This window comes from Nostoc sp. UIC 10607, from assembly GCF_047228265.1.
Classification (GTDB): domain Bacteria; phylum Cyanobacteriota; class Cyanobacteriia; order Cyanobacteriales; family Nostocaceae; genus Nostoc; species Nostoc foliaceum_A.
The window spans coordinates 20575-43237 of sequence record NZ_JBIQNW010000033.1; the positions used below are offsets into that span (position 1 = coordinate 20575).

The window sequence follows — 22663 nt, forward strand, 5'->3', positions numbered from 1 at the left end:
CATTAAATAACGGCGAAAAAAGTTATTAAACAAACTTAAAATGCAGCTGTTAACATTTATAATCCTGCTGATTTAACCCAAAGGAGTTTTAAATTATGTGGTGTGGGTTTGGAAAATCAAGCGCGACCTTTGCTGTTACTTGCCTGATAACTGCTAGTATGGTAATTGCAGACACAGGTTTCGCAGCCCTTCAACGTAGCTATACGCCCCAGCAATTCCGTGCTGTGTTGCGAGGGTTAGGCTATAACGTCAAGGTAACAAATGGTGCTTTGACGGATGAGGAAACTAAAAAGGCAATTCGTGAATTTCAGACGGGTTATAAGCTAAAACCAGTTGATGGGATAGCAGGGCCAAAAACCCAAGATTTTGCAGCTAACATTGTTCAAATTCTGCAAGCAAATTTGAATGCAGTGGTAAAGCCAAATCCTCCCCTCCCGCGCGATCATTTTTATGGTTCCCGCACGGAAGCAGTGGTGAAGGAGTATCAGAAGAAATATCAGTTGTCAGAAACTGGAATTGCTGATTTAGCACTCCGCCAAAAGCTGAATGAAGAAGCAAAGACAGTCTTTAGTCAGCCGACAGCTAAACCAACAGCTACACCAACAGCTAAACCGACAGCTACACCAACAGCTAAACCGACAGCTACACCAACAGCTAAACCGACAGCTACACCAACAGCTACACCAACAGCTACACCAACAGCTACACCAACAGCTACGCCAACAGCTACGCCAACAGCTACGCCAACAGCTACGCCAACAGCTACGCCAACAGCTACGCCAACAGCTACACCCTAGTCGCTACCAAAAACTCCTACCTCAAACTCCCTCAAGTCATCTGATTTGGTTCTTCTAAGGGTCTGCCCTTGGGTGTAGGTAGAATTGGACGGCGGTCGTTATAAGGCATAGGAATGTACTGAACGGTGGGTCGCCCTCCTTGTGGCTGTGGGTACAAATCCATGAGATCATAAATAGAATGGGGCAGTCCGACGGTTACGGGCAGCCCCATTTCTGTTGCTTCTTCAATAGTGATGGGATAGTCGTGGGTTACGCGCCCGGTTGTCAAGGCTTCGATAATCGATTCGATATTTTCTGGCAAAATTTTTTGTTTGGGTATACTGTCTTTAAGCAGAGTCCGTACAAATCTCTGTACCTGCTGTATTGCTTTGCGTGAGAGATCGGCCATAATGAGAGTTTGGTCATCAATCTCACTGATGGGTTTATCTTCGACTACTTTTAGGATACTTGCTGCTGGGTAATTACCTAATTGGGGATCAACTGGACCTAAGACAGCATTAGCATCCATAATAATTTCATCAGAGGCGAGGGCAAGCATGGTACCGCCACTCATAGCATAGTGAGGTACAAAGACTGTGACTTTTGCCTGGTGGCGAATTAATGCTCTGGCGATTTGTTCTGTAGCTAAAACCAAACCACCAGGAGTGTGCAAAATTAAGTCAATCGGCACATCTGGGGGTGTGAGGCGAATTGCTCGCAGTATCTGTTCTGAGTCTTCGATAGTAATGTAGCGAGATAAGGGAATTCCCAATAAGCTAATAGACTCTTGGCGGTGAATCAGTAAAATCACCCGACTTTTGCGTTCCTGCTGGAATTGTTGTAAAGCACGCAAGCGCCGATATTCTATTTGACGTTTTTGCCAAAGGGGTTGCAAAGAAGTCAGAAGGAGAAAAATCCAGAATAAATCACCAATACCAAAGCCCATATAATCTATTGCTCAAAAATAACGGTTGTCGTCATTATTGTTACAATTTTTGGGCGATCACAGTTCTATCTGTAGGTTTAAAACTACAGAACCATACTAAGTAAAAATATTATGAATTACGAATTACGAATTATTTATGATCCCCGTCGCCAAATCTTTATAGTATCGTCATCACCACCGCTAACTAGGGTTTGTCCATCGGGACTGAAGGCGACGCATCTAACATAGTTGGAATGCCCTGTAAGTGTGCTGATTTCTCTCCCACTGTGTAAATGCCACAGTTTGATAGTGTTGTCCCAACTACCACTAGCGAGAAATTGCCCATCTTTGCTAAAGGCAACTGACCAAACTGAATCAGAATGACCTATGAGAGTACGAATTTCTCTGCCTGTGTTTACATGCCACAGTTTAATGGTGTTGTCACCACTGCCACTGGCGATAATTTCCCCATCCTGGCTGAATGCAATACAGTTAACGAAGAAGGAATGACCCAATAATGTGGAGATGTTTCTACCTGTGTAGACTTGCCATAGTTTAATGGTGTAATCATTACTGCCACTAGCTACAAGCTGTCTATCTTTGCTATTCGTTGCAGGTGTTCTCGGAGAGTAGGCGACTGACGAAACTGAGTCAGAATGACCTATGAAACTTTGGATTTCTATACCTGTGTGTACTTGCCACAGTTTAATTGTGCAGTCAGCACTACCACTAGCCAGAAACTTGCCATCTGGACTAAAAGCAACGGAATTCACCCAGTTAGCATGAGCAATGAGAGTACGAATTTCTTTGCCTGTGTTTACATCCCACAATTTGATGGTGTTATCCCAACTACCGCTAGCCAAAATTCCCCAGTTCAGGTCTGCGGTTCTCGCAGATTTGCCTGACTCACCTTGATAAGAAAGCTTTGAGGAGATTGGGCTAAAAGCTACAGAATGAACCATACTGGAATGACCAGAAGACCAACGACCCAGTTGACGCACTAGCTTGCCAGTACCCAATTGCCAAAGTTTAATAGTATGGTCATTACTGCCACTAGCAATCAATTGTCCGTCTGAGCTAATGGCGATCGCATGAACCATACTAGAATGACCTCTGAGGGTCTGTACGCATTGCCAGTTCTGCTGATCTAATACAACTACAACAGGTGGAGGTGGTTTAAGTCTAGGCGTTATTACCAAAGTGGATGATATTGGTGCTATGTTCTCGCCAGTATCAGGGCCCAATAAATCCAACCACTCCTGCACAGATTGGGGACGATAGGTTGACTCCAGATCCATGCCGCACATAATAGCCTGATTTACCCTATCGCTGATCTTAGGATTAAAATATTGTGGTGGTTCTAAATTAACATTGTGACGTCTATCATCAGCACTTGTCGGTATAACTGCGGTTAGCAAATTATACAATGTAGCAGCTAAGGCGTAGATATCAATGTACTCTCCTCGTGGCGCTTCTGATTCATACTGTTCAGGTGGGGCAAAACCAGGAGTACGATACACTGTATGCCTTTGGATCATATTGGGAATAAATTCTCTAGCGATACCAAAGTCTATCAGCACTGCTTCTGATTTATCAATGCGGATCATGATGTTGCGTGGTTTGAGATCCCGATGCAGCAAGCCTTTAGAGTGAATTAGCGTCAAAGCATCGCCAATTTGCCTAATGTAGAGCAAAGCTTCTGCTTCTGATAGCACCCCCATGCGTCTCAGGTGCTGTCCTAAGTCTTCGCCTTCGATGTACTCCATTACCATGCAAGGCAAATTTCCCTCATCGAAGATAGTTTCTATCTGTACTATATGAGGATGGTGACACACAGCAAGCCGAACTGCTTCATCACGGAAGTCTTGCCGTAACTTGTTTCGGTGGAGTATCCAGGCGGGGTGATTCAGGATTTCTTCTTTGAGGGTTTTTATCACTCGCAGTTGATTCCGTTGATTTCTAGCAAGATAAGTAATGCCAATTCCGCCTTCGCCTAGTTGGCTTTCAATAATGTAGCGTCCACCGAATAAAGACTTTCCTGCATTCCACACCATTAGTAGTATTTGACAATTGCTGGTATTTATTTTGGCACGGGATCAGAACAGCCAATACGAATTTTTGGAAATTCAATTTTGTTTTGCTGTTGTAGCTTTTTGGAACTTAGTTACTTAGAGAACATGTTTATTAACCTCAATAATTACTAATATAAGGTTAGGTATACCCTAATAGTTTTAGCTAAACTATGCCTTTATACCAAATGAGAGTTGATTGCTCATGGTAGAGTAAACGGTGACTTTTGCCATATTTATTCATAATAATTTGACTTGTAGGTAATCTAAAATTATGCTAAAAAATCTGAATTTGAAACAAAAGTTTACAATTTTGCTATTGGTAATTCTGACATTCGGTCTGAGCTTGAGTGGGTTTGCTCTTTCTTCTCTGCTCAGAGAGAATGCTAAACAAGATATTAGCTCAACAGGTCTTATGCTCATGGAAACCATGAGTTCTGTTCGTAAATACACCAGTACTCAAGTGAATCCAGAGCTAGCTGATAAATTGGAAACTGAATTTTTACCGCAAAGTGTGCCTGCATACTCAGCAAGGGAGGTCTTTGAGATTTTACGGAAAACAACAGATTACCGTGATTTCTTTTATAAAGAAGCAACTCTCAATCCCACAAATCTTCGGGATAAGGCTGACGGTTTTGAGACTGAAATTGTAGAAAGATTCAGAAATAAACCAGACCTTAAAGAAGTGAGTGGATTTCGCTCAATTCCTGGTGGGGACATCTTTTATATTGCTCGTCCACTCCCAATTTCTGAAGCAAGCTGTCTGAAGTGTCATAGTGTACCTGAAGCTGCACCTCCAAGTATGATTAGTCTTTATGGTACAGCTAATGGATTTGGGTGGAAGTTGAATGAAATTGTCGGCGCTCAAATTATATCAGTACCTGCGAATAATGTTATCAACAAAGCTAATCAGTCTTCCTTACTAATTATCTTAATTGTATCAACTATTTTTATAGCGACTATCTTGCTAGTCAACTTTTTCTTGAATAGACAAGTTGTTATGCCTCTCAAACGCATGACTCGCATAGCCGAAGAAGTTAGTACCGGACATATGGAAGTTGAATTTGAGCAGATGTCTAATGATGAAATCGGTAATTTAGCTAAAGCCTTTAAACGGATGCAATTAAGTTTAGAAATGGCAATGAAAAGAATCAAACGCACTCAGGGAGGTACAGGGGAGTAAAATGATTCGTAATTCGTAATTCGTAATTCGTAATTCAGTTCTGTAACAGAGATTTAGACCCCACCATAAAACTGGCTGCGCTTAGTTGCTCTTAACTTAAAATTTTAGATTTAGTTCAACAATTCAAAATTATCTCTAAATTAATGGTGGTCAAAATCTCTATGAGAATAAGGTTTTTTTGAATTCAAAAGCTGCTTGAAAATCAGGAATTTCTATGGCTATGAGTTCAACAAATTGTTCAGGTGAAATATAAGGATTTTGAGCTAATATTTCTTCTATAATCAGATTTGCCATTGGGCCAATGTAGTAGGCTAACTCTTGCTGACAATGTTTGATAAATGCTGGTTGGAGTGAAGGTTCTTGTTGTTCAATTCGCCCAGTTTGTGGACTAAAAGGTGAACTAGGTGAACTAAAAATTGTTTCTCCAGGTTGGTTGTATGACTGCGATATTGCCGACATAGCCTGAAATTCAGGATTAAATACCGTGGGAGGCAAATCATCAACCATGATTGCAGGAGACATTACCACTTGTGGTTCTCCAATCCGCTCTAAATCTATGAGAACTTCCCTAGCTGTTTGGTATCGTTTGTTAGGCCTGTCTGCCAACATACAATCAAGTACTTGAGCAAAATTATCAGTGACGTAAGTATAATAACGCCAGTTCCATTCTAAGGAGTACTGATCCATTAGTAAGGATGGATCTCTACCTGTGAGTAGTACAATAGCTGTTACTCCCAAAGCATAAAGGTCACTAGAGGGGGAACATAAACCCAAGCTAATCTGTTCGCGGGGAGCATATCCCACTTTGCCGACAAGAGACATTTTGCCAACAAAGGTCACCTGGTGGTTGGAACTTCTCCCTTCATTCATGTCAGCAATTTGCTTGCCTACACCGAAATCAATCAGCACTGGCAGATACTTACCATCAGGTAACATGATGTTGTCAGGAGAAATATCTCGATGGATGATGTTGTGCTGATGGACATATTCCAAAACAGGAAGCAGATTCTTTAGCCACTGTATAACTTCCTCTTCAGAAAAATTCCTTCCTTGACGTTGAAGTTCTCCCAGCAGCCTCGAATATGTTTTACCATCAACATACTCTTGTACTAGAAATAGCCGACCATCTCCTTCAAAGCAAGCCAAAAACTTAGGAATTTGAGGATGTTGCAATTGATGAAGAATTTTTGCCTCTCTTTTAAATAAGTTGCGATATTGTTCTAGTCCACTCTCCCCTGTGCTAATGGGTGCAAACTCCTTGAGAACACAAGCTTCATTAAAGCGGCGAGTATCAAACGCCAAGTAAGTTCGCCCCAATCCTCCTTGTCCCAGAAGTTTTTGGATAATATAGCGGTTATCGATTAGAGTTCCAGCAGCTATTTCTGGTCTTGTCATAGGGGACTGTGACATCTCATCGCACTCCTAGCGATTTTATTGTTGATAGATTATTTAGTTTGCTGAAAGTCAGAAACTCTAGCAGATAAAGGCTTATAACATCCCTAAAATTGAGATTAACACCACTATCAACACAAGGAAATACACTTTTCTACAATCTTTTGACGGTCTTGTGTGACCAAATAGACAATTTTCAACTGGGTAGTTCTCTAAGACTACTTATATTTAGGTATTTTAGCAGCCGGAACATGACCAGTGTCTGCGGTAATATCTGCGACTGCTTTGGGCATCGCTTTTTGGATTCGCAGATGAACCACATCTTACCCCTAGTAACTCAATTGGCACTGAGCTTTGGAACAGCAAGGATATAGCGTGATTTCATAGTTTTTCACAAAAACTGAGGTTGCTATAGACTTGCCAAAGAAATTATTATATGTATTTCCAGTGCCGAATATGCGATCGCTCTCAAAAATTAACCTTTCTAGAGCCAATATCATTATGATATAGCTGCTTCGGCATCGGTTATCAAAGTTTTCAGGACAGGTGATTCCTCAACAGCAGAAAATGATGCTGCATATCAGAAAACACCCTGAAGCTACAATAATTCATCTAGTTCATCAGCACCTAATTGGTGGTTAGCATTGAGCAATTCAATTCCATAAATTGTGCCATCAGGAGCAATATCTACATTCATTTCGTCACTGACTTGAATTGTTTCTACTTGTTTTGAACAGGTGAAATTTATCCAGCTTTTCTATTCTGATACTGCCGATTAAGGATGAAGGTCTAGCGAGGTAGGTAATGCCAATTCCGTCCCTACCCAATTCTCTTTCGAGAATGTAGCGATCGCCAAACAATTGCTGCCCTGGATTCCACGCCATTGGTCAAAACCGTAGTTTTACTGATATTTTATTTTTACAACCCATAAATCTCAGTTTTTGGCAAGGTAGATTTTTAGCAATTCTGATAGAGTCTACAATCGGCAGTATATTCAATCCTAATAAAATTATGGCGATCGCAGTTGTTAAACCCTCGTCTTACCTAACAACTGGTATTCAGCCCTACTTAATCATTTGTGAGAAATAAGATCCCCGACTTGTCAAACAAGCCGGGGATCAGTGGCTTTCAATTTTTCCTAAAACATTTCATCACACTTCTGGCTCAATCCCCGCCGCCCGCAATTGTGCTGCTATTTAGATCCTCCCAACACCCTTAAAAAAGGAGGCTATTGTTTACTCATCTTCATCAGGTTCTAAATCGTCTGCTGTTAGTTCCTGATGGGGGATGGCGGCAATAATCGCATCTATTACTTTAGAGACTGGTAATATCTCAATATTCAAGTCGGGAAATTTTGTCCCTTTTGGCACGATCGCTCGTTTAAATCCCAATTTAGCAGCTTCTTTCAATCGCAGTTCCATTTGGGAAACCGATCGCACTTGTCCGCCTAACCCAACTTCACCGATTAATACTGTACCGGGATCAACTATGCGATCGCGGAAACTAGCTACGATCGCGATCGCAATTCCTAAATCTACCGCTGGTTCTTCCACATTTAACCCACCCGCTGAAGCAACGTAAGAATCTAACTTGGACATGGGAATTCCCACCCGTTTTTCTAAGACGGCGAGAATTTGCACCAAACGGTTATAATCTATACCAGTAGCAGCCCGACGAGGCGAGGGATAACTGGTGGGACTAACCAAAGCTTGCAATTCCACAACTATCGGGCGAGTTCCTTCGCAAGCAACGACAATAGCAGTACCAGGAGCGGGATCGTCACGGTTGCCTAAAAATAGCTCTGAGGGGTTGGAGACTTCTCGCAATCCATCTGCCACCATTTCAAAGATGCCGATTTCGTGAGTTGCGCCGAAGCGATTTTTTACTGTGCGTAATAACCTATGGGAGGCAAAGCGATCGCCTTCAAAATACAACACCGTATCCACTAAATGTTCTAAGACTTTTGGCCCGGCGATCGCTCCTTCTTTGGTGACGTGTCCCACAATCAGCATAGTGACATCTTCGTGCTTCGCCACTTTCATCAATGCTGCCGTACATTCCCGTACCTGAGCCACCGAACCTGGCGCAGAAGTCAGCGCCGGAAAAAACACCGTTTGGATACTATCAATAACCGCCACGTTTGGCTTGAGAGAGTCTATTTCCCGTAAAATTTCTTCTAAATCTGTTTCTGGCAGTACATATAAATCTGCACCTATACTGTCAGGGTCTATAGGAAGTGTAGTATCTACTACTACTGCTACCTTCTCCTCATTCACCACACTTAGGGTTTTTGATACTCCCAAACGGGAAGCTCTTAATTTTACTTGTTGTCCTGATTCTTCACCAGTTACGTAAAGGATGCGATATTTCTGTGCCAATTGATTTGATACTTGCAATAATAAAGTCGATTTACCGATACCCGGATCACCACCAATCAGCACCATAGAGCCAGGGACAACTCCGCCCCCAAGCACTCGATCCAATTCTTCATAACCAGACTCCCAGCGGGCAATTTGACGATCAGTAATTTGGTCAAATGTTAAAGAGGCTCGTGCTTTAGCTGGTTTAGCATGAGATTTGCCATTGGTTTGAGTTGATTGCCAACTACTCACTCCTCCCCGGCTGGGTACATCTACTGAGGACTGAATAGAAATTTGTTCTTCTAGAGAATTGTAAGTGCCGCAAGCTGGACATTTACCAAACCACTGGGGCGATTCTGCTCCACATTCGTTACAAACGTAAAAGGTTTTTGGCTTTGCCATTCTTAAATCTTATTAAATAATCTTAATATTTACTTAATTCTTGAAAAAAACTAAAAACCAATAATAGTAGTATTTGGAGCTTTTTCCAAATCAATTGATGGAATGATATCTTAATATTATGGTATTAAAAATTAATCATGTAAATTTTTAGTGAAGGAGCATAGAGAAACTTGGAAAGCCATAAAGAAAAAATCTTGGTGGTAGACGACGAGGCCAGCATTCGCCGGATTTTGGAAACGCGCCTTTCCATGATTGGCTACGATGTTGTGACGGCTGGCGATGGGGAAGAAGCTTTAGAAACTTTTCGCAAAACTGATCCTGATCTGGTGGTTTTGGATGTAATGATGCCAAAGCTAGACGGCTATGGTGTATGTCAAGAACTACGAAAAGAATCAGATGTCCCCATTATTATGCTAACAGCCTTGGGGGATGTAGCCGATCGCATCACCGGGCTAGAATTGGGTGCTGATGACTACGTAGTTAAACCATTTTCCCCCAAAGAGCTAGAAGCTAGAATTCGCTCGGTGTTGCGGCGGGTAGACAAAACCGGTGGAACTGGCATTCCCAGTTCTGGAGTAATCCATGTCGCTAATATTAAAATCGATACGAATAAGCGACAAGTCTACAAAGGCGATGAGCGGATTCGATTGACGGGTATGGAGTTCAGCTTGTTAGAGTTGTTAGTCAGTCGCTCTGGAGAAGCTTTTTCTCGTTCAGAAATTTTGCAGGAAGTTTGGGGTTACACACCAGAGCGCCATGTTGATACCCGCGTTGTGGATGTGCATATATCTCGTTTGCGGGCAAAGTTAGAAGATGATCCTAGCAACCCAGAATTGATTCTTACAGCACGAGGTACTGGTTATCTTTTCCAGCGAATTATTGAACCAGGGGAGGAATGAAAATAGTTAGGAGTGAGGAGTTAGAAGCGAGGAGTTAAAAACTTTCTTCAACTCATAACTAATAACTTACTTATAACTCATAACTTTTTCCAAGGATGACTAAACCTGATCCTAATCGAGTTTTGCGGCGCCTACCCATTGTCGTGGGTGGGCTAGGCGCTGTGCTTTTGCTGATTAACCGTTTATTAACACCGGAATTAACCCAGTCTCAATCGCGTGGTGATGTGCTGGGTGTAATTTTGAGTGCAGTGTTAATTTTGACGGGTTTAATTTGGCAGCAAGTTCAGCCGCGATCGCCTGATACTGTAGAACTAATTGGAGAAGAAGGTTTTGTACTAGCAGCAGATTTACCAGATACCGTTAAAACAGAACTAGCCTGGGCATCTCATTTATTGTTGACTAATACGGTAACGCGATCGCTGGTGGTTTTTTATCAAGGTAAAGTTTTGTTGCGTCGCGGGATTCTGGGTACTAAATCTGAGGTTGTACCAGGAGTAATCTTAAAACAGGTACTCGAAAAACAAAAGCCGATTTATCTAGTTGCTCTAAAAATATATCCAGGTAGGCTTGAATTTGATTATTTACCAGAGAATACTCAAGGTGTCATTTGTCAACCTATTGGTAACCAAGGTGCCCTAATTTTGGGCGCGAATGCTCCTCGCAGTTACACCAAACAAGATGAAAACTGGATTGCAGGAATTGCTGATAAATTAGCAGTTACTCTTAGCTCGACTTTATAGTGTTTCCCAGATGCATAAAGTACATGTCAAAACCTCACCCCCAGCCCCTTTCCTTACGAAGGATAAGGAGAGGGGAGATAAAGCACAGCTTGGAGTGAGGTTAAGCTGTACCTCTCTACATCAAGAAATGCCATCTAGTTAATTACGAATTACGAATTACGAATTACGAATTATTAAGTTACCAAGAAGTCAAAAAATTCCACCCTTCCTTCTCTTCTGGTGCATTTACTTCTTTTGCTTCCGGATCTTCCGGTGTCTTTAAATTTTTCTGTTGAATTACATTCTCATATTCTCCTGAATCAACCCATTTCAATAACTCGCCAGCCCGCATAACTACCCAGGAAAGCCCAGGTTCTGTATAGCTTAATACTTTAGTGACCTTATCAACAGTATCAAAGCTATTAGATGCAAACTCACGGGCTTGGACAAGGAAATCTTCGATTACAGCAGGAGTCAAGTACTCATCTGGTAAACCTGCCAGTTTCATCAGTGTAGTGGTTGCTACGTCAATATCCTGGCAAGCAAGCATTGCAGCCCGATCAGCAGTAAACCTAGCCATCATCCGCCAATTATACAAACCCAGTTCCATTCCGCTAGCTACCAAGCCACCGACACCCAATGTGGTACTGCTCAACAAATTTTTCAAAGTTGGCATAACAATTGCCATTTGGTGATAAACCATATGCTGACTCTTGATGCGAGCGATTTCGTGTCCGAAAACGTAAAGCAACTCATCTGCGTCAAGCCACTCCATTCCATCTAAATTTATACCGACAAGGGGTTTTTCTACCCCAACAATGTAAGTTTCAATGTGACCTGTACCTTGAAACAGATACAGTTCAGGAAGTGGAGTAACATCAAGAATTTGGCAGGTTTCTACAAATGTCTCATGTAGTTGGGGAAAATTACGGGATGAAATTCTGATTTCACTACCAAGGCTTTGCAGTCTGAGTAAGCGATCGATGCCGTATTCGTTAATTTTTTTAAGTAGCAAAGAGACACCAGGCATATTTTGCAAAGAAGCCAAGGCTTTGCGATCAAAAGGGTGTTCGTAGGTTGCTGAACTCAGTCCAGTTAAAATTTTTCTCGTCATTGGTTTTAAACTTTGTCTTGGAGTGTTTGGGAAGTTCAGTTACTTAGTACGAACGGCTTGTGCTTTCACTACGCCTGTGGTTAGAGTTTTGGGTAATAAACAAACCGCAGGTAAGGCGCTTGCTGTTCAGTTTTTTTAACAGTGTAAATCGCATCTGTCCAGCAACTTAATTAGTCCCCACAACCGACATTTCCCAAGACGAGCCAAGAGCGATCTAGAGAGAGATTTTAGCAGATTGAACTAGAAAATTATATTTGGTTCAGGTTGAAATCTCAGCATTTTTCAGTATCTCGCCCAGATACAATATGCAATGGGGGCGCACAACTAGCTGTGCACCCCTAATAATGACTAACTGACTCAGAAATTTAGAAATTTACAATTCTATCTATGCAAATTATTTATTGGCTATTACTTGCTGTAATGTTTGTGGGTATCATCGGTGCTGTAGTTCCTGCCATTCCTGGTAGCAGCTTAATTTTAATTGCAATTATCGTCTGGGGAATCGTTAGTAGTTCTTTTGCAGCTATCAAGATTCCATTAATTGTGACAATTATAGTTTTAGTGCTCAGTGTCGGAGTGGATTTTTTAGCTAGCTATGTAGGAGCAAAACAAGCTGGAGCTAGCAAGTGGGGGCAAATTGGCGCAATTGTTGGTTTGGTAGTGGGTTTTTTGGGATTATTGCCAACCTTGCCTTTTGGCGGCCCACTGTTAGGTATTTTACTAGGGCCACTTTTGGGAGCAATTATTGGTGAGTATCTTTACCGACGTGAATTCCGGTTGGCGGTTAAGGCGGGCATAGGAATTGTAGTTGGGTCTTTGGTTGGAAATTTGATTCAAGGGTTGTTAGCGATCGCAGCCGTTGTAGTTTTTGTTGTGACAACTTGGCCACAGGTCTTTGGCTCTTAGCATTTTCAGGTAATAGAGAAAGATTAATCACCTCTTACTTTAAGTGTACGTAATCATTACCAAAATAAAATCTGATTCCTCTACATAGGTAGGAGTGTGATCTGTACATTGGTTTCAACTTGAGGGAAAATCTCCTTTGTTTCAAGGTTCTGCCCTCACTCCCAGCCCTTGTTCAACCCTATAGAATGAAAAAGATACGAAGACTAGTTATACAAGTAATTAAAATTTTATGAAGATGACAAACTAATTAAAGATGTGATGAAGCTAACTAAGTAAATCTTGCGGGCCTTGGATATATGTGATTTTATGGAGATAAGAAATACATCACGCAAGTTTCGCTTTCACTGACAGTATTTTCCATAAATTACTGAGATTAAAAGTAAAGCAATTGCTTTGATTTAAGGTTATTACTAGGAGCTTCAAACAACAATGATTGGTTTTAAATCTACATTACTAAATGCAACTTTAGCTGTTGCTGCTGCACTCCCCTTAGCTACTGCTGGGATGTTTAGCTTTGCTGGTTCTGCACAAGCATATATTGGTTCATTTAACTACCAACCTTATGATGCCAACTCTTCTGGTGAGCTAACTGAAGTCGCTCTTAGCAAAAACTTTGTAAACTTCATTCCCAATAACGGATCAATTGCACTTACACAGCGGACAGGAGATTTTGCAAATATTCTTAATTCTAAAGGTTTTATCAAAAGCTTCCAAATAAATCCATTTACTTCACCTTCTGCGTTTATTGATGTTGGTCTTTTGGACGGAACAAAACTGCTTAGTTTGACCAGTATCGCTCCAGCAGATGTCAAACTCCAACCTGGAGGAATAGATATAAACTTAGGTTTCAAAGGACTCTTTGAGGATGGAAGTAAAGCAGAAGGATATATCACTTTTGCTATTAAAGACAATCCTTTAGATGGAAGTTACACTAATGCAAAAGTAGCTTATGAGGGAGGTCAAACAGTTTATGGAAGTTTCACAGGATTTGCGGTAAGTACAGTTCCTGAACCAGCTGCATTACTAGGCTTGGGTGCAGTCGGTGCAGTAATGGCTATGTCTCGCCGACGTAAAAGTTTCGTTCAATAGACCCTCAATAGAAAAAAGTTACTTTTAGAAACTAAAAGTAACTCTAATTTATCTATTCGATTTAGCTGGAATGCAACATTTTTCCAACTAGGTCGAAATTTTTTTATCATCAGACAAATCTATTTAAGAATGACTTTTCTTAACCTAAGATAGCCTTAAACTGACTGCAAAGAATTTTTAGCTTCAGTTGCGATCGCTTCCATTTCATCATCAGCTAGAGTTTCTAATATAGATTTGGCTTCTGCACTACCCAAACGAGCCAAGGCTTGTACAAGTCTGTAACGAATTTGCCAATCTGGATTGTTAGCATAGGGAGCCAACAGGGGAACTGCTTGTAAATCTCCCAAGTCACCCAAAGAACTAATAGCAGCAGTTTGGACTAATTCGTTTTCTGATGAGAGTGCCTCTTTGAGTAGTTCAAAGGCTCGTGGATCGCCTAACTCTCCTAATGTAGCAATAATACTGAATTGTATTAGCCATTCACCAGTTGTATGATAAAGCTGCTGCAAATCTTCAAAAGCTTCATGTAACTTAAGCGCACCCAAACAGTCTGCTGCTGCCGCTTGTACATCTACTTCGGAGTCATGAAGCAAGCGATCGCGCAAAATATCCAAGGATAACTGTAAATCTTGTGCTCCCAATGTATCCATTTGACTCACTGCTGAGTAACGGACACGGGAATTGGGATCACCAATAGCAGTTTGAATCAATTCAAAGGCGATCGCAGGTTCCAGTTCCCGGATTTGATTTACTGCACGTAAGCGATCGCCTAAATCCTCAGAACTGAGCAATTGCTTAACAGACTCCGGAGTAATACTCATTTAGTTATCCTTGATTTTCAAATGTGTAAAAAACAGCATGAGTCAACACTCAAGGGTCAAAAAACTCTTGACTAATGACTAATGACTACTGACTAATCTTGACTTGCTGCCATTGCCCGAATAATATCACCACGAGTGAGGATACCAATTACTTGACCCGTGCCCTCAAGTACTGGCAAGCGGTGAACCTTGCGATCGTGCATGATTGTAGCGGCTTCCCTTAAAGTTTTGTCAGGGGAAATAGTGATCGGGTTTTTACTCATCACCTCCCCAACGGTTTGTCCTAGTGCCTTATGCAAGTCACGTTCATATGTAGCAGGATTTTTTAAATAGATAACGCTATCAAGAAACATAATGTATGCAGGTGGAGTCACACCAGTTTCTTGCCACATCAAATCGGTTTCGGAGATAATACCCACCAATTTACCGACATTATCCACAACAGGTAATCCGCTGATGTGGCGTTCTGCGAGAATTTGGATAGCTTCCTTGAGTGGAGTTTCTGCCCGAACGACAATTGGATCGCGGCTCATCACATCGGCAACGGTTTTAGGCATTTATTTACTGACACCTTTAATCAAAGTCCCTGCGCTTATTGTAGAAAATTGCGGGACTCAACCTGATGCAATTAATAGATTGTTACTTGTAAACTACGGCTAAAAATAGTCTTTGCCACAATATGCTTGGGTTAGTGATATTTTACCCCGAAAGATCCCAGCAACCCACTTGCTGATAAGGATTTCCCTTATCAGCAAGTGGCTCCCCTCAAAAAGGCTTGTCCAACGCAACCCTAAAAGAATTTACTCAGACCTTTTCATTCTGTCGATTTCGCGTTGTAATTCTTCAATTTGCCGGCGCAAAGTTTCTGTTTCATTTGCAGAAGATTCTGCTGCAACATTTACTGATCCTGAAGCAGGCGATCGCTGATAATTTCCTCGGCGAATTTGCTGGTATTCTTCTGATACTGCCCACGCCCGTAAGTAATGCAAGCGTTCCACTGGGAAGGGATGGCTCAACATCGTACCCTGAGCGCCATTGTAGATCAAAAATTTATATATCTGATTTAGTCCATCTTCATCCAGTGCCTGATAATTTTCTGACTGCTTGATAAACTCTTGTAAACTACATTCGTTGGCATATTTGTTACTACCGCCAGAAAGTTTCATCATCGTTGTCATCACAGGATTCAAGTCATCCATCACTAGTAGTGCGGCACGATCTGACGATAACTCGGCTTTACGCCGCCACTCAAAAAAGGCATAAATCAAACCTTGTGTGACAATATTACCGAGACCGAAGGTCAATTCTCCCAAGGCGGAAGCAGCACTCATCGCCCACATCGCCATTTGAATTAAAATAGTATGACCACATTTAATATGCCCCAGTTCATGGGCTAGCACCACCCGAATCTCGGCTTCGTCTAGTAAGTCTAGTATCCCTGTATTTATGACTATGTAAGGATTCTCTTGCCCCAGCGCATAGCTATTTGCTTGGGGATTTTGCGAGACAAACAGTGTCGGTTCTGGGTAAATGTCCAAATCTCGGACGCATTCCCGAAACATCTGGTAAATAGTGGAATATTGACGCGGCCCGACTTGGATGGTGTTACCCATTAGATAGACTAACTGAGGGCGTTCGTAGATAAATTCCACAAATTTACGAGCGATTAAATCAAATCCTGGTAAATTTCGTAAAGCTTGCTCGGCTTGGCGATCTAGTGGATGCCTGAAGGCTTCGCTGGAAATTCCTGTGTAAGTTGGCATAATTCAGGGTATTGGGTGATTAGTCATGAGTCATTGGTCATTGATCAAAAACAAAGGACAAATGACCAATGACAAAGAACAACATAATAGAAATGGGGCAATTGGAAGTAAAAGTCACTTTGTATGGAATTAAAAGCGTGTGATTGAGGCAGAAGTTCATTTTTCACTACATAACTTTTTGCGATCGCAGGCGGGGTTCCCTTCCTGGCCCCATCATTTGACGATGGCACGGTTGGTAGCACGCGCCTTGCGCCTGGGACGTAGCGCCCTCATTCAAGTAGGGGCAGTTTGTGGCTATCAAGGGCGGTATCGTACCAGTTTCGTAGCATCAGCCCTAATGTGGCATGGCCCTGTAATTATTGTTGCTCAAGAAGCGGTGCAGCAACTTCTGCTGCGGGTGGAAATTCCCCGTCTACAGCAGTGGCTACCAGCCAATAAATCGATTAGAACAGGTGACGCTTGGCCTGGTGCTGAGTTCCAAGGGCTACTGTTGACCTCCCCAGAAGCTTGGTTAAAAGGACAATTTGCTGGTGGCGATCGCTTTCCCCAAGGCATTCCCACGATTATTGATGGAGTAGATGATCTCGAAGATTGGGTGCGTCATCAACTTACCCAAGATATTCAACCCCATGATTGGGATCAACTCATGCTGGCTTGCCCAAACCAAGCTGAGGCAATTAGCGAAGCACGGATACAACTGGCATACGAGCTTTTTCAGCATCCAGCTAATCCCTATGAGTGTTATCTAATTTCCCAGCCAGAAATAGAAATTTTGAGTCGTCTGTATTTGGCTTTAGATCAAGCCAACCTCCCAGATAATTGGAAAAATTTCTGGCAGCAATTTCAAAGCCTTGATGAAAATCTTTCTCCCTCTCCTCTCTTCTGGGCGATAATTGCCCATCGACAAGGTTTATTTTCTTTACACTATGCCCCAATGGAATTAGGGGAAATCCTCTCGCCTATTTGGCAGCGACAACCAGTAGTTTTAATTGGTAGCGCTATCGAACCGGAAACTGAGGCTCCTCTTTTCCGACAGCGCCTGGGTTTGGACGATTTAACTTGCTTGAAGTTCTCTTCGGAGAGTCAAGCAGAAGCAATTCAACTGTATGTACCTTATAAGTTGCCCCTACCTAACACGCCAGAATTTCAAGCGGCATTTATTCACAAAGTCCGCACACTGGTTTGTCTAAGTGCTACAGCACCGGGATTAACGGTTATCTTGGTGGGGGATGTGCCACTTAAGTCTCAAGTTGCGGCAATTCTGGCCTCAGAGTTTGGTTCGCGGGTGCAAGTAGAAAAAACTTGTTTAGATGAAAATGGTATTTTGATTAGCGGTTGGGAATTTTGGCGAGAACATCAACGAGTCTTGCCTGCACCTCATTTGTTAATTATTGCTACTTTGCCGCTACCATCTTTAGAAAATCCCCTGGTAGCTGGTAGGGTAGCTCGTTATAAGCGATCGCATCAAGATTGGTTTCGGTTATATTTGTTGCCGGCTGCCTTGAATGAATTACAAAGAGCGATCGCTCCAGTGCGAGAAAGTCAAGGCATTGTTGCTTTACTTGATAGTCGTGTAGTTAACCGCAGCTACGGCGCTCAAATTCTTGCCGCCTTAAGTCCTCTGGCACGCATTAACTATCTCGATCCCAGTCTGTTTTCTAATACCGATGAAGAAAATTCTGCCTAAAGCAATTTGTCAATGCCCTATGCTCAATTTACATTTTATGAAGGTGATGCCATTCATCACCTTTGTGTAGCCATTATTCCTGGCAAGATAAATTTAGAACCTAAGTAAAATTTGAGTTGCTGATTATGGGTGAAGCAAAGCGTCGTAAAACCACACTAGGGGAAACATACGGTCAAGAGACTCGGATCTTGCCTTGGCTTCCCATCACAAAAAATCAAGCCGAACTATTTGTTAGTTGGACTACTCGTGGTGCCTGGATAGGCATTGGCCTTATGGTTATTGGATGGGCAACTATCCGTTTTATTGGCCCAGCATTCGGTTGGTGGCAAATAGTCTCCTAAATCCTGAGGACTTACGCAAAAACTCTCTCAATCTCTTATTACTCCGTGTTCTCTGTGTCTCTGTGGTAGTCTGCAACCAGCCGCTTCTCTACAAGACGCTTTGCGAATACTTCTGTGTTTTTCCGGTACTCATGCGTAAGTCCTATTTGTCTTGAAAAATTGCTCCTCTTAGGGTTTCCTCAAGACCGCATTTTTCGCTTTTTTCTCTACGAGACGCTAAAAGCGAACGCGCTTTGCCTCTAAAACAAAATACTTTTACTCAGTCTATGCTCAATGTCTTGGGTCTATCTTTGTAGTATTTGACATCCTCACCGGGCTAAAGCCACGGTGATTCCAAAGATCACTCTTTGGGTTTCCTCTTTCCACGACTCGGCTTACATTGAGGAGTTTCCCCACCAATGCAGAGGTCGATGTCTCCAGAGGCGTTGAGCGTTCCCGTGTGCCCCACGGTACGAAGTCCAATCTCAAGTATGTTCCGAGCAGCGTTCCAGTCTCTATCTAGCACAAGCCCACATTCAAGACATTTATGAGTTCTTGTACTCAAAGACTTCTTGACGACTTCCCCCCAGTTAGAGCAGTTCTGGCTAGTGTAGTGAGGTGGAACAGCAACGGTTGCCACACCAAATACTTGCACAGGGCTTTAGACCCAATCTTTCGGTAAAGAAGCACTTTTGACCTGAGATTATGAACTCCTCTAAAAAATCCCTCACTTACCCATCCAGTCACAAGAACAATCAAGTCGATAACTACCACGGTACTTTAATCGCAGATCCTTATCGTTGGTTAGAAGATCCTGACTCTGAAGAAACAAGGACTTGGATTGAGGCACAAAATCAAATTACTTTTGGCTACTTGAGTGAAATTCCTACCAGGGAAAAAATTAAACAGCGCCTCACCAAACTTTGGGATTATGAAAAATATGGTATCCCTTTTAAAGAAGGTGAATCTTTGCAAGATAGTTCTACCGAACGCTACTTTTATTTTAAAAATGACGGACTGCAAAATCAAAGTGTCCTCTACACTCTGAAAAGCCTAGACGACAAACCCAAAGTTTTACTCGACCCAAATAAACTTTCAGAAGATGGCACTGTTGCTCTTTCAGGATTATCTATTAGCGAGGATGCTAAACTTTTAGCATATGGTTTATCCGCCTCTGGTTCTGATTGGCAAGAGTGGAAAGTCCGGGATGTCGAAACTGGTGAAGACCTACAAGACCAGTTGAAATGGATTAAATTTTCTGGTGCGTCGTGGACACATGATAATCAAGGTTTTTTCTACAGTCGCTACGATGAGCCAAATGAAAAAACTCAATTAGAAGATGTTAACTATTATCAAAAGCTCTACTATCATCAATTAGGTCAACCCCAGTCAGAAGATGTACTGATTTATCATCGTCCTGACCAAAAAGAATGGGGTTTTAGTGGCGGTGTTACTGAAGATGGATGCTATCTAATAATTTCAGTTTGGCTGGGTACTGACTCCAAAAATTTGGTTTTCTCCAAAGATTTGACTAACCCTAATGCTGAAGTCTTAGAGCTAATTAACCAGTTTGAGGCAGATTACAGCTTTATCGACAATGATGATAGCGTGTTTTATTTTCGCACAGATTTAAATGCACCACGGGGAAGAGTTATTGCGATTGACACGAAAAATCCTGCCAAGGAAAATTGGCGAGAAATCATTCCCCAATCAGCAGAAACATTGGAAAGTGTCGGGATACTCAATAACCAATTTGTTGCTGATTACCTCAAAGATGCTCACAGCCAAATTAAAATTTTTGACCTCAAAGGTGCATTTATTCGAGAAGTAGAACTACCTGGACTCGGTTCAGCAGGTGGTTTCGGTGGTAAGCGTCATGATACCGAAACTTTTTATAGTTACACCAGTTTCACTACACCAGGAACTATCTATCGCTACGATATGATAACTGGTAAAAGTACTGTTTTTCGCCAGCCAGAGGTAGATTTTAATCCTAACGATTATGAGACAAAACAGGTTTTTTATCAGAGCAAAGATGGTACTAGAGTACCCATGTTTATTACGCACAAAAAGGGTATTAAATTAGATGGAAATAACCCCACTTATCTCTATGCTTATGGTGGTTTTAATACCTCAATGACACCTGGCTTTTCTGTGAGTCTGTTGGTGTGGATGGAGATGGGTGGTGTCTATGCTATGCCCAATATACGCGGCGGTGGAGAATACGGCGAAGAATGGCATCAAGCAGGAATGAAGGATAAAAAGCAGAATGTCTTTGATGACTTTATTGGTGCAGCTGAGTGGTTAATTGCTAATAAGTATACTAAGACTGATAAGCTAGCGATCGCAGGTGGTAGTAACGGCGGTTTATTGGTGGGTGCTTGTATGACGCAACGTCCCGATTTGTTTGGTGCAGCTTTACCAGCAGTCGGCGTGATGGATATGTTGCGCTTCCACAAATTCACCATTGGTTGGGCTTGGACTTCCGAATATGGTTCCCCGGACAATCCAGAGGAATTTCCTGCACTCTATGCCTATTCGCCATTGCAGAATCTCAAACCAGATACAGCTTACCCAGCAACCTTAATTACCACAGCCGATCATGACGATCGCGTTGTCCCTGCTCATAGTTTCAAATTTGCCGCAGCTTTGCAAGAGGCTCACGCAGGTGATGCGCCAGTGTTAATTAGAATTGAGACTAAGGCAGGACATGGTGCAGGTAAACCCACAGCTAAAATTATCGAAGAAGCCGCAGACAAATGGGCTTTTTTGGTGCGTACTTTGAATGGTGAAGTTTAAGGGTTAATTTATTTGTGAGTGCGTTAACGCAGTGTAACGCACTACATTAACGTGAGTCTCCAACGGAGGCGCACGTTACATTATTTCCATAAGCTAGCTCAATCTCTTTCACTATCTTTTTCTACACTTTCAAGTATTTTTGTAATGTGCTGTTGATTAATTTTATCTAGAATTGGCGAATTGACACTCTGACCGCTACACCGCAAAGCGGTTAGCGGGAGATTCTTGCTTCTCAGAAACACGCTTTTGGGTACAAGTACCAACGAGTCTTACTGCTTCTCCACAAGCTTGAAGTTCGGTATGTCCTACCGTATTTGTTGACAGTATTTTTATGCCTTCTTCTCTCAAGTTTCGTGAGGTATTTTCATCCCTATCATGGGTTGTTTGGCAACTTGAACAAATCCACTCACGGACACTTAAATTCAACGAGTCATTCTTATGATCGCAGCATGAACAAAGCTTTGAACTAGGAAAGAATCTGTCAACTTGAACAAATTTACCTCCCTCTCTCTCTAGTTTGTAACTAATGAAATTAAGCAGCATGCCAAAACCAGCATCATGTATTGACTTAGCCAATTTGGTGCGTGTCAACCCTTTAATACAAAGGTTCTCAGTTACTATGACTTGGTTATCATCAACTAAATTTCGTGAGAGTTTATGGAGAAAGTCTTGTCTTGTATTTGATATTTTTTCGTGAACTTTAGCAACTACTTTAATTGCTTTATATCTATTGCTAGACCCCTTTACTTTACGAGATAAAGCTTTCTGTCTAATTCGCAGTCGTTTGGCATATTTTCTAGTGGGTTTGATGGGGTCAACTTTATAACAGCTTTCACCGTCAAATACAGTTATTAAACTGGTTAATCCTAAATCAATTCCTGATATTTTTCCTTCCTTAGCGTTTGTTAAATCTCCAGTTTCAAATAATATTGCTGCAAAATATTTGTCTGTACTTGTTTTAGAAACAGTCACAGATTTAATCTTGCCATTAATATTCTTTGAGAGACTAGCTTTAACAATACCGAGTTTAGGTAGCTTTAATCCGCCATCTTTGATTGAACAGCTTTCAGGAAATCGGATTGACTGTTTAGAATGCTTGCTTTTGAATTTTGGGAATCCTGTACGTTTTGCAAAAAAGTTTTTAAACGCAGATTCCAGGTTTTTTAGTGACTGTTGTAGAACAGCAGCAGTTGGTTCTTGCAACCATTCAAAATCAGCTAGTTTCTTCAACTGAGTAAGGTCTTTAGCCATCTGGCAGTAAGTCATTCCCTTACCAGTTTCTTCGTACTGATTATTAGTTTTATTAAGGTAGAAATTCCAAATAAAACGGGAACATCCGAAGCTTTTAGCTAGGGGTATTTCCTGTTCTTTGTTTGGGTAAATTCTGACCTTCAGTACGTCTAACATCAATACAGCATTGAGAAACTTATGGTAATATA

20 protein-coding genes and 1 pseudogene are annotated in these 22663 nt (G+C 41.8%); 9 read left to right on the forward strand and 12 right to left on the reverse strand.

Features of this window, described 5'->3' with window-relative positions; translation table 11 throughout:
• The first annotated feature begins 95 nt into the window (after positions 1-95).
• Positions 96-797 carry a peptidoglycan-binding domain-containing protein gene (locus ACEYW6_RS23330; RefSeq protein ID WP_412981629.1) on the forward strand — a complete coding sequence of 234 codons (702 nt, stop codon included), beginning with the start codon at positions 96-98 and terminating at the stop codon, positions 795-797.
• 31 nt (positions 798-828) lie between these two features.
• On the opposite strand, the gene ACEYW6_RS23335 is transcribed toward ACEYW6_RS23330, so the two are convergent.
• Entirely contained in the window at positions 829-1722 is an 894-nt protein-coding gene (locus ACEYW6_RS23335) for an SDH family Clp fold serine proteinase (protein ID WP_412981630.1), read from the reverse strand.
• Between the two features lie 134 nt (positions 1723-1856).
• Positions 1857-3755, reverse strand: coding sequence for a protein kinase domain-containing protein (locus tag ACEYW6_RS23340; RefSeq protein WP_412981631.1), 1899 nt, complete (start codon positions 3753-3755; stop codon positions 1857-1859).
• Positions 3756-4044: 289 nt separating this feature from the next.
• Between ACEYW6_RS23340 and ACEYW6_RS23345 the strand changes: the two genes are divergently transcribed.
• A complete protein-coding gene (locus tag ACEYW6_RS23345) occupies positions 4045-4953 on the forward strand; it encodes a DUF3365 domain-containing protein (protein WP_190894790.1) in 909 nt (302 codons plus the stop codon).
• Positions 4954-5112: 159 nt separating this feature from the next.
• Here the strand turns inward: ACEYW6_RS23345 and ACEYW6_RS23350 are convergent, their stop codons facing one another.
• The 4 genes from ACEYW6_RS23350 to radA form a co-directional block, all read right to left on the reverse strand.
• Entirely contained in the window at positions 5113-6363 is a 1251-nt protein-coding gene (locus tag ACEYW6_RS23350; RefSeq protein WP_412981632.1) for a protein kinase domain-containing protein, read from the reverse strand.
• Positions 6364-6943: 580 nt separating this feature from the next.
• Positions 6944-7042 (reverse strand): hypothetical protein, encoded by a 99-nt coding sequence (locus ACEYW6_RS23355; RefSeq protein WP_412981633.1) that lies wholly within the window; start codon positions 7040-7042, stop codon positions 6944-6946.
• 4 nt (positions 7043-7046) lie between these two features.
• A complete protein-coding gene (locus tag ACEYW6_RS23360) occupies positions 7047-7229 on the reverse strand; it encodes a hypothetical protein (RefSeq protein ID WP_412981634.1) in 183 nt (60 codons plus the stop codon).
• A gap of 351 nt (positions 7230-7580) precedes the next feature.
• Positions 7581-9107, reverse strand: coding sequence for a DNA repair protein RadA (gene radA, locus ACEYW6_RS23365; protein ID WP_190894792.1), 1527 nt, complete (start codon positions 9105-9107; stop codon positions 7581-7583).
• Between the two features lie 170 nt (positions 9108-9277).
• Between radA and rpaB the strand changes: the two genes are divergently transcribed.
• Both rpaB and ACEYW6_RS23375 read left to right on the forward strand, forming a co-directional pair.
• On the forward strand, positions 9278-10006 hold the full coding sequence (gene rpaB, locus ACEYW6_RS23370; protein WP_190894793.1) for a response regulator transcription factor RpaB: 729 nt from the start codon (positions 9278-9280) through the stop codon (positions 10004-10006).
• Between the two features lie 95 nt (positions 10007-10101).
• Positions 10102-10746, forward strand: coding sequence for a cofactor assembly of complex C subunit B (locus tag ACEYW6_RS23375; RefSeq protein ID WP_412981635.1), 645 nt, complete (start codon positions 10102-10104; stop codon positions 10744-10746).
• Between the two features lie 178 nt (positions 10747-10924).
• On the opposite strand, the gene ACEYW6_RS23380 is transcribed toward ACEYW6_RS23375, so the two are convergent.
• Entirely contained in the window at positions 10925-11839 is a 915-nt protein-coding gene (locus ACEYW6_RS23380) for a M48 family metallopeptidase (RefSeq protein WP_412981636.1), read from the reverse strand.
• Positions 11840-12226: 387 nt separating this feature from the next.
• Between ACEYW6_RS23380 and ACEYW6_RS23385 the strand changes: the two genes are divergently transcribed.
• A complete protein-coding gene (locus ACEYW6_RS23385; RefSeq protein ID WP_190894796.1) occupies positions 12227-12745 on the forward strand; it encodes a DUF456 domain-containing protein in 519 nt (172 codons plus the stop codon).
• A gap of 429 nt (positions 12746-13174) precedes the next feature.
• Positions 13175-13834, forward strand: a complete 660-nt coding sequence (locus ACEYW6_RS23390) for a PEP-CTERM sorting domain-containing protein (RefSeq protein ID WP_412981637.1) — start codon at positions 13175-13177, stop codon at positions 13832-13834.
• 155 nt (positions 13835-13989) lie between these two features.
• On the opposite strand, the gene nblB is transcribed toward ACEYW6_RS23390, so the two are convergent.
• From nblB to ACEYW6_RS23405, 3 genes are all read right to left on the reverse strand, one after another.
• Positions 13990-14655 carry a phycobilisome degradation protein NblB gene (gene nblB, locus ACEYW6_RS23395; protein ID WP_412981638.1) on the reverse strand — a complete coding sequence of 222 codons (666 nt, stop codon included), beginning with the start codon at positions 14653-14655 and terminating at the stop codon, positions 13990-13992.
• Between the two features lie 92 nt (positions 14656-14747).
• Positions 14748-15212 carry a CBS domain-containing protein gene (locus tag ACEYW6_RS23400; protein WP_190894799.1) on the reverse strand — a complete coding sequence of 155 codons (465 nt, stop codon included), beginning with the start codon at positions 15210-15212 and terminating at the stop codon, positions 14748-14750.
• A gap of 243 nt (positions 15213-15455) precedes the next feature.
• Positions 15456-16418: a M48 family metallopeptidase gene (locus ACEYW6_RS23405; RefSeq protein ID WP_196512365.1), complete on the reverse strand. Its 963-nt coding sequence runs from the start codon at positions 16416-16418 to the stop codon at positions 15456-15458.
• Between the two features lie 139 nt (positions 16419-16557).
• Between ACEYW6_RS23405 and ACEYW6_RS23410 the strand changes: the two genes are divergently transcribed.
• Both ACEYW6_RS23410 and ACEYW6_RS23415 read left to right on the forward strand, forming a co-directional pair.
• Positions 16558-18105: a helicase C-terminal domain-containing protein gene (locus tag ACEYW6_RS23410; RefSeq protein ID WP_412981639.1), complete on the forward strand. Its 1548-nt coding sequence runs from the start codon at positions 16558-16560 to the stop codon at positions 18103-18105.
• 125 nt (positions 18106-18230) lie between these two features.
• Entirely contained in the window at positions 18231-18446 is a 216-nt protein-coding gene (locus ACEYW6_RS23415) for a DUF2839 domain-containing protein (RefSeq protein ID WP_190894802.1), read from the forward strand.
• Positions 18447-18786: 340 nt separating this feature from the next.
• On the opposite strand, the pseudogene ACEYW6_RS23420 reads toward ACEYW6_RS23415, so the two are convergent.
• A pseudogene (locus ACEYW6_RS23420) lies at positions 18787-19077 on the reverse strand (zinc ribbon domain-containing protein); the annotation flags it as partial.
• A 53-nt stretch (positions 19078-19130) separates the two neighbouring features.
• Between ACEYW6_RS23420 and ACEYW6_RS23425 the strand changes: the two are divergent.
• Positions 19131-21224, forward strand: coding sequence for a prolyl oligopeptidase family serine peptidase (locus ACEYW6_RS23425; RefSeq protein WP_412981640.1), 2094 nt, complete (start codon positions 19131-19133; stop codon positions 21222-21224).
• Positions 21225-21419: 195 nt separating this feature from the next.
• Here ACEYW6_RS23425 and ACEYW6_RS23430 read toward each other — a convergent pair whose 3' ends face one another.
• Positions 21420-22631: an RNA-guided endonuclease InsQ/TnpB family protein gene (locus tag ACEYW6_RS23430; RefSeq protein WP_412981641.1), complete on the reverse strand. Its 1212-nt coding sequence runs from the start codon at positions 22629-22631 to the stop codon at positions 21420-21422.
• Positions 22632-22663: the final 32 nt, after the last annotated feature.

What these genes read in the sequence shown, in the direction of transcription:
- ACEYW6_RS23330 (WP_412981629.1), top strand. Translation starts at nt 96, where the DNA reads ATGTGGTGTGGGTTTGGAAAATCAAGCGCGACCTTTGCTGTTACTTGC.
- ACEYW6_RS23335 (WP_412981630.1), bottom strand. Translation starts at nt 1,722, where the DNA reads ATGGGCTTTGGTATTGGTGATTTATTCTGGATTTTTCTCCTTCTGACT.
- ACEYW6_RS23340 (WP_412981631.1), bottom strand. Translation starts at nt 3,755, where the DNA reads ATGGTGTGGAATGCAGGAAAGTCTTTATTCGGTGGACGCTACATTATT.
- ACEYW6_RS23345 (WP_190894790.1), top strand. Translation starts at nt 4,045, where the DNA reads ATGCTAAAAAATCTGAATTTGAAACAAAAGTTTACAATTTTGCTATTG.
- ACEYW6_RS23350 (WP_412981632.1), bottom strand. Translation starts at nt 6,363, where the DNA reads ATGTCACAGTCCCCTATGACAAGACCAGAAATAGCTGCTGGAACTCTA.
- ACEYW6_RS23355 (WP_412981633.1), bottom strand. Translation starts at nt 7,042, where the DNA reads ATGAATGTAGATATTGCTCCTGATGGCACAATTTATGGAATTGAATTG.
- ACEYW6_RS23360 (WP_412981634.1), bottom strand. Translation starts at nt 7,229, where the DNA reads ATGGCGTGGAATCCAGGGCAGCAATTGTTTGGCGATCGCTACATTCTC.
- radA (WP_190894792.1), bottom strand. Translation starts at nt 9,107, where the DNA reads ATGGCAAAGCCAAAAACCTTTTACGTTTGTAACGAATGTGGAGCAGAA.
- ACEYW6_RS23375 (WP_412981635.1), top strand. Translation starts at nt 10,102, where the DNA reads ATGACTAAACCTGATCCTAATCGAGTTTTGCGGCGCCTACCCATTGTC.
- ACEYW6_RS23380 (WP_412981636.1), bottom strand. Translation starts at nt 11,839, where the DNA reads ATGACGAGAAAAATTTTAACTGGACTGAGTTCAGCAACCTACGAACAC.
- ACEYW6_RS23385 (WP_190894796.1), top strand. Translation starts at nt 12,227, where the DNA reads ATGCAAATTATTTATTGGCTATTACTTGCTGTAATGTTTGTGGGTATC.
- ACEYW6_RS23390 (WP_412981637.1), top strand. Translation starts at nt 13,175, where the DNA reads ATGATTGGTTTTAAATCTACATTACTAAATGCAACTTTAGCTGTTGCT.
- nblB (WP_412981638.1), bottom strand. Translation starts at nt 14,655, where the DNA reads ATGAGTATTACTCCGGAGTCTGTTAAGCAATTGCTCAGTTCTGAGGAT.
- ACEYW6_RS23400 (WP_190894799.1), bottom strand. Translation starts at nt 15,212, where the DNA reads ATGCCTAAAACCGTTGCCGATGTGATGAGCCGCGATCCAATTGTCGTT.
- ACEYW6_RS23405 (WP_196512365.1), bottom strand. Translation starts at nt 16,418, where the DNA reads ATGCCAACTTACACAGGAATTTCCAGCGAAGCCTTCAGGCATCCACTA.
- ACEYW6_RS23415 (WP_190894802.1), top strand. Translation starts at nt 18,231, where the DNA reads ATGGGTGAAGCAAAGCGTCGTAAAACCACACTAGGGGAAACATACGGT.
- ACEYW6_RS23425 (WP_412981640.1), top strand. Translation starts at nt 19,131, where the DNA reads ATGAACTCCTCTAAAAAATCCCTCACTTACCCATCCAGTCACAAGAAC.
- ACEYW6_RS23430 (WP_412981641.1), bottom strand. Translation starts at nt 22,631, where the DNA reads ATGTTAGACGTACTGAAGGTCAGAATTTACCCAAACAAAGAACAGGAA.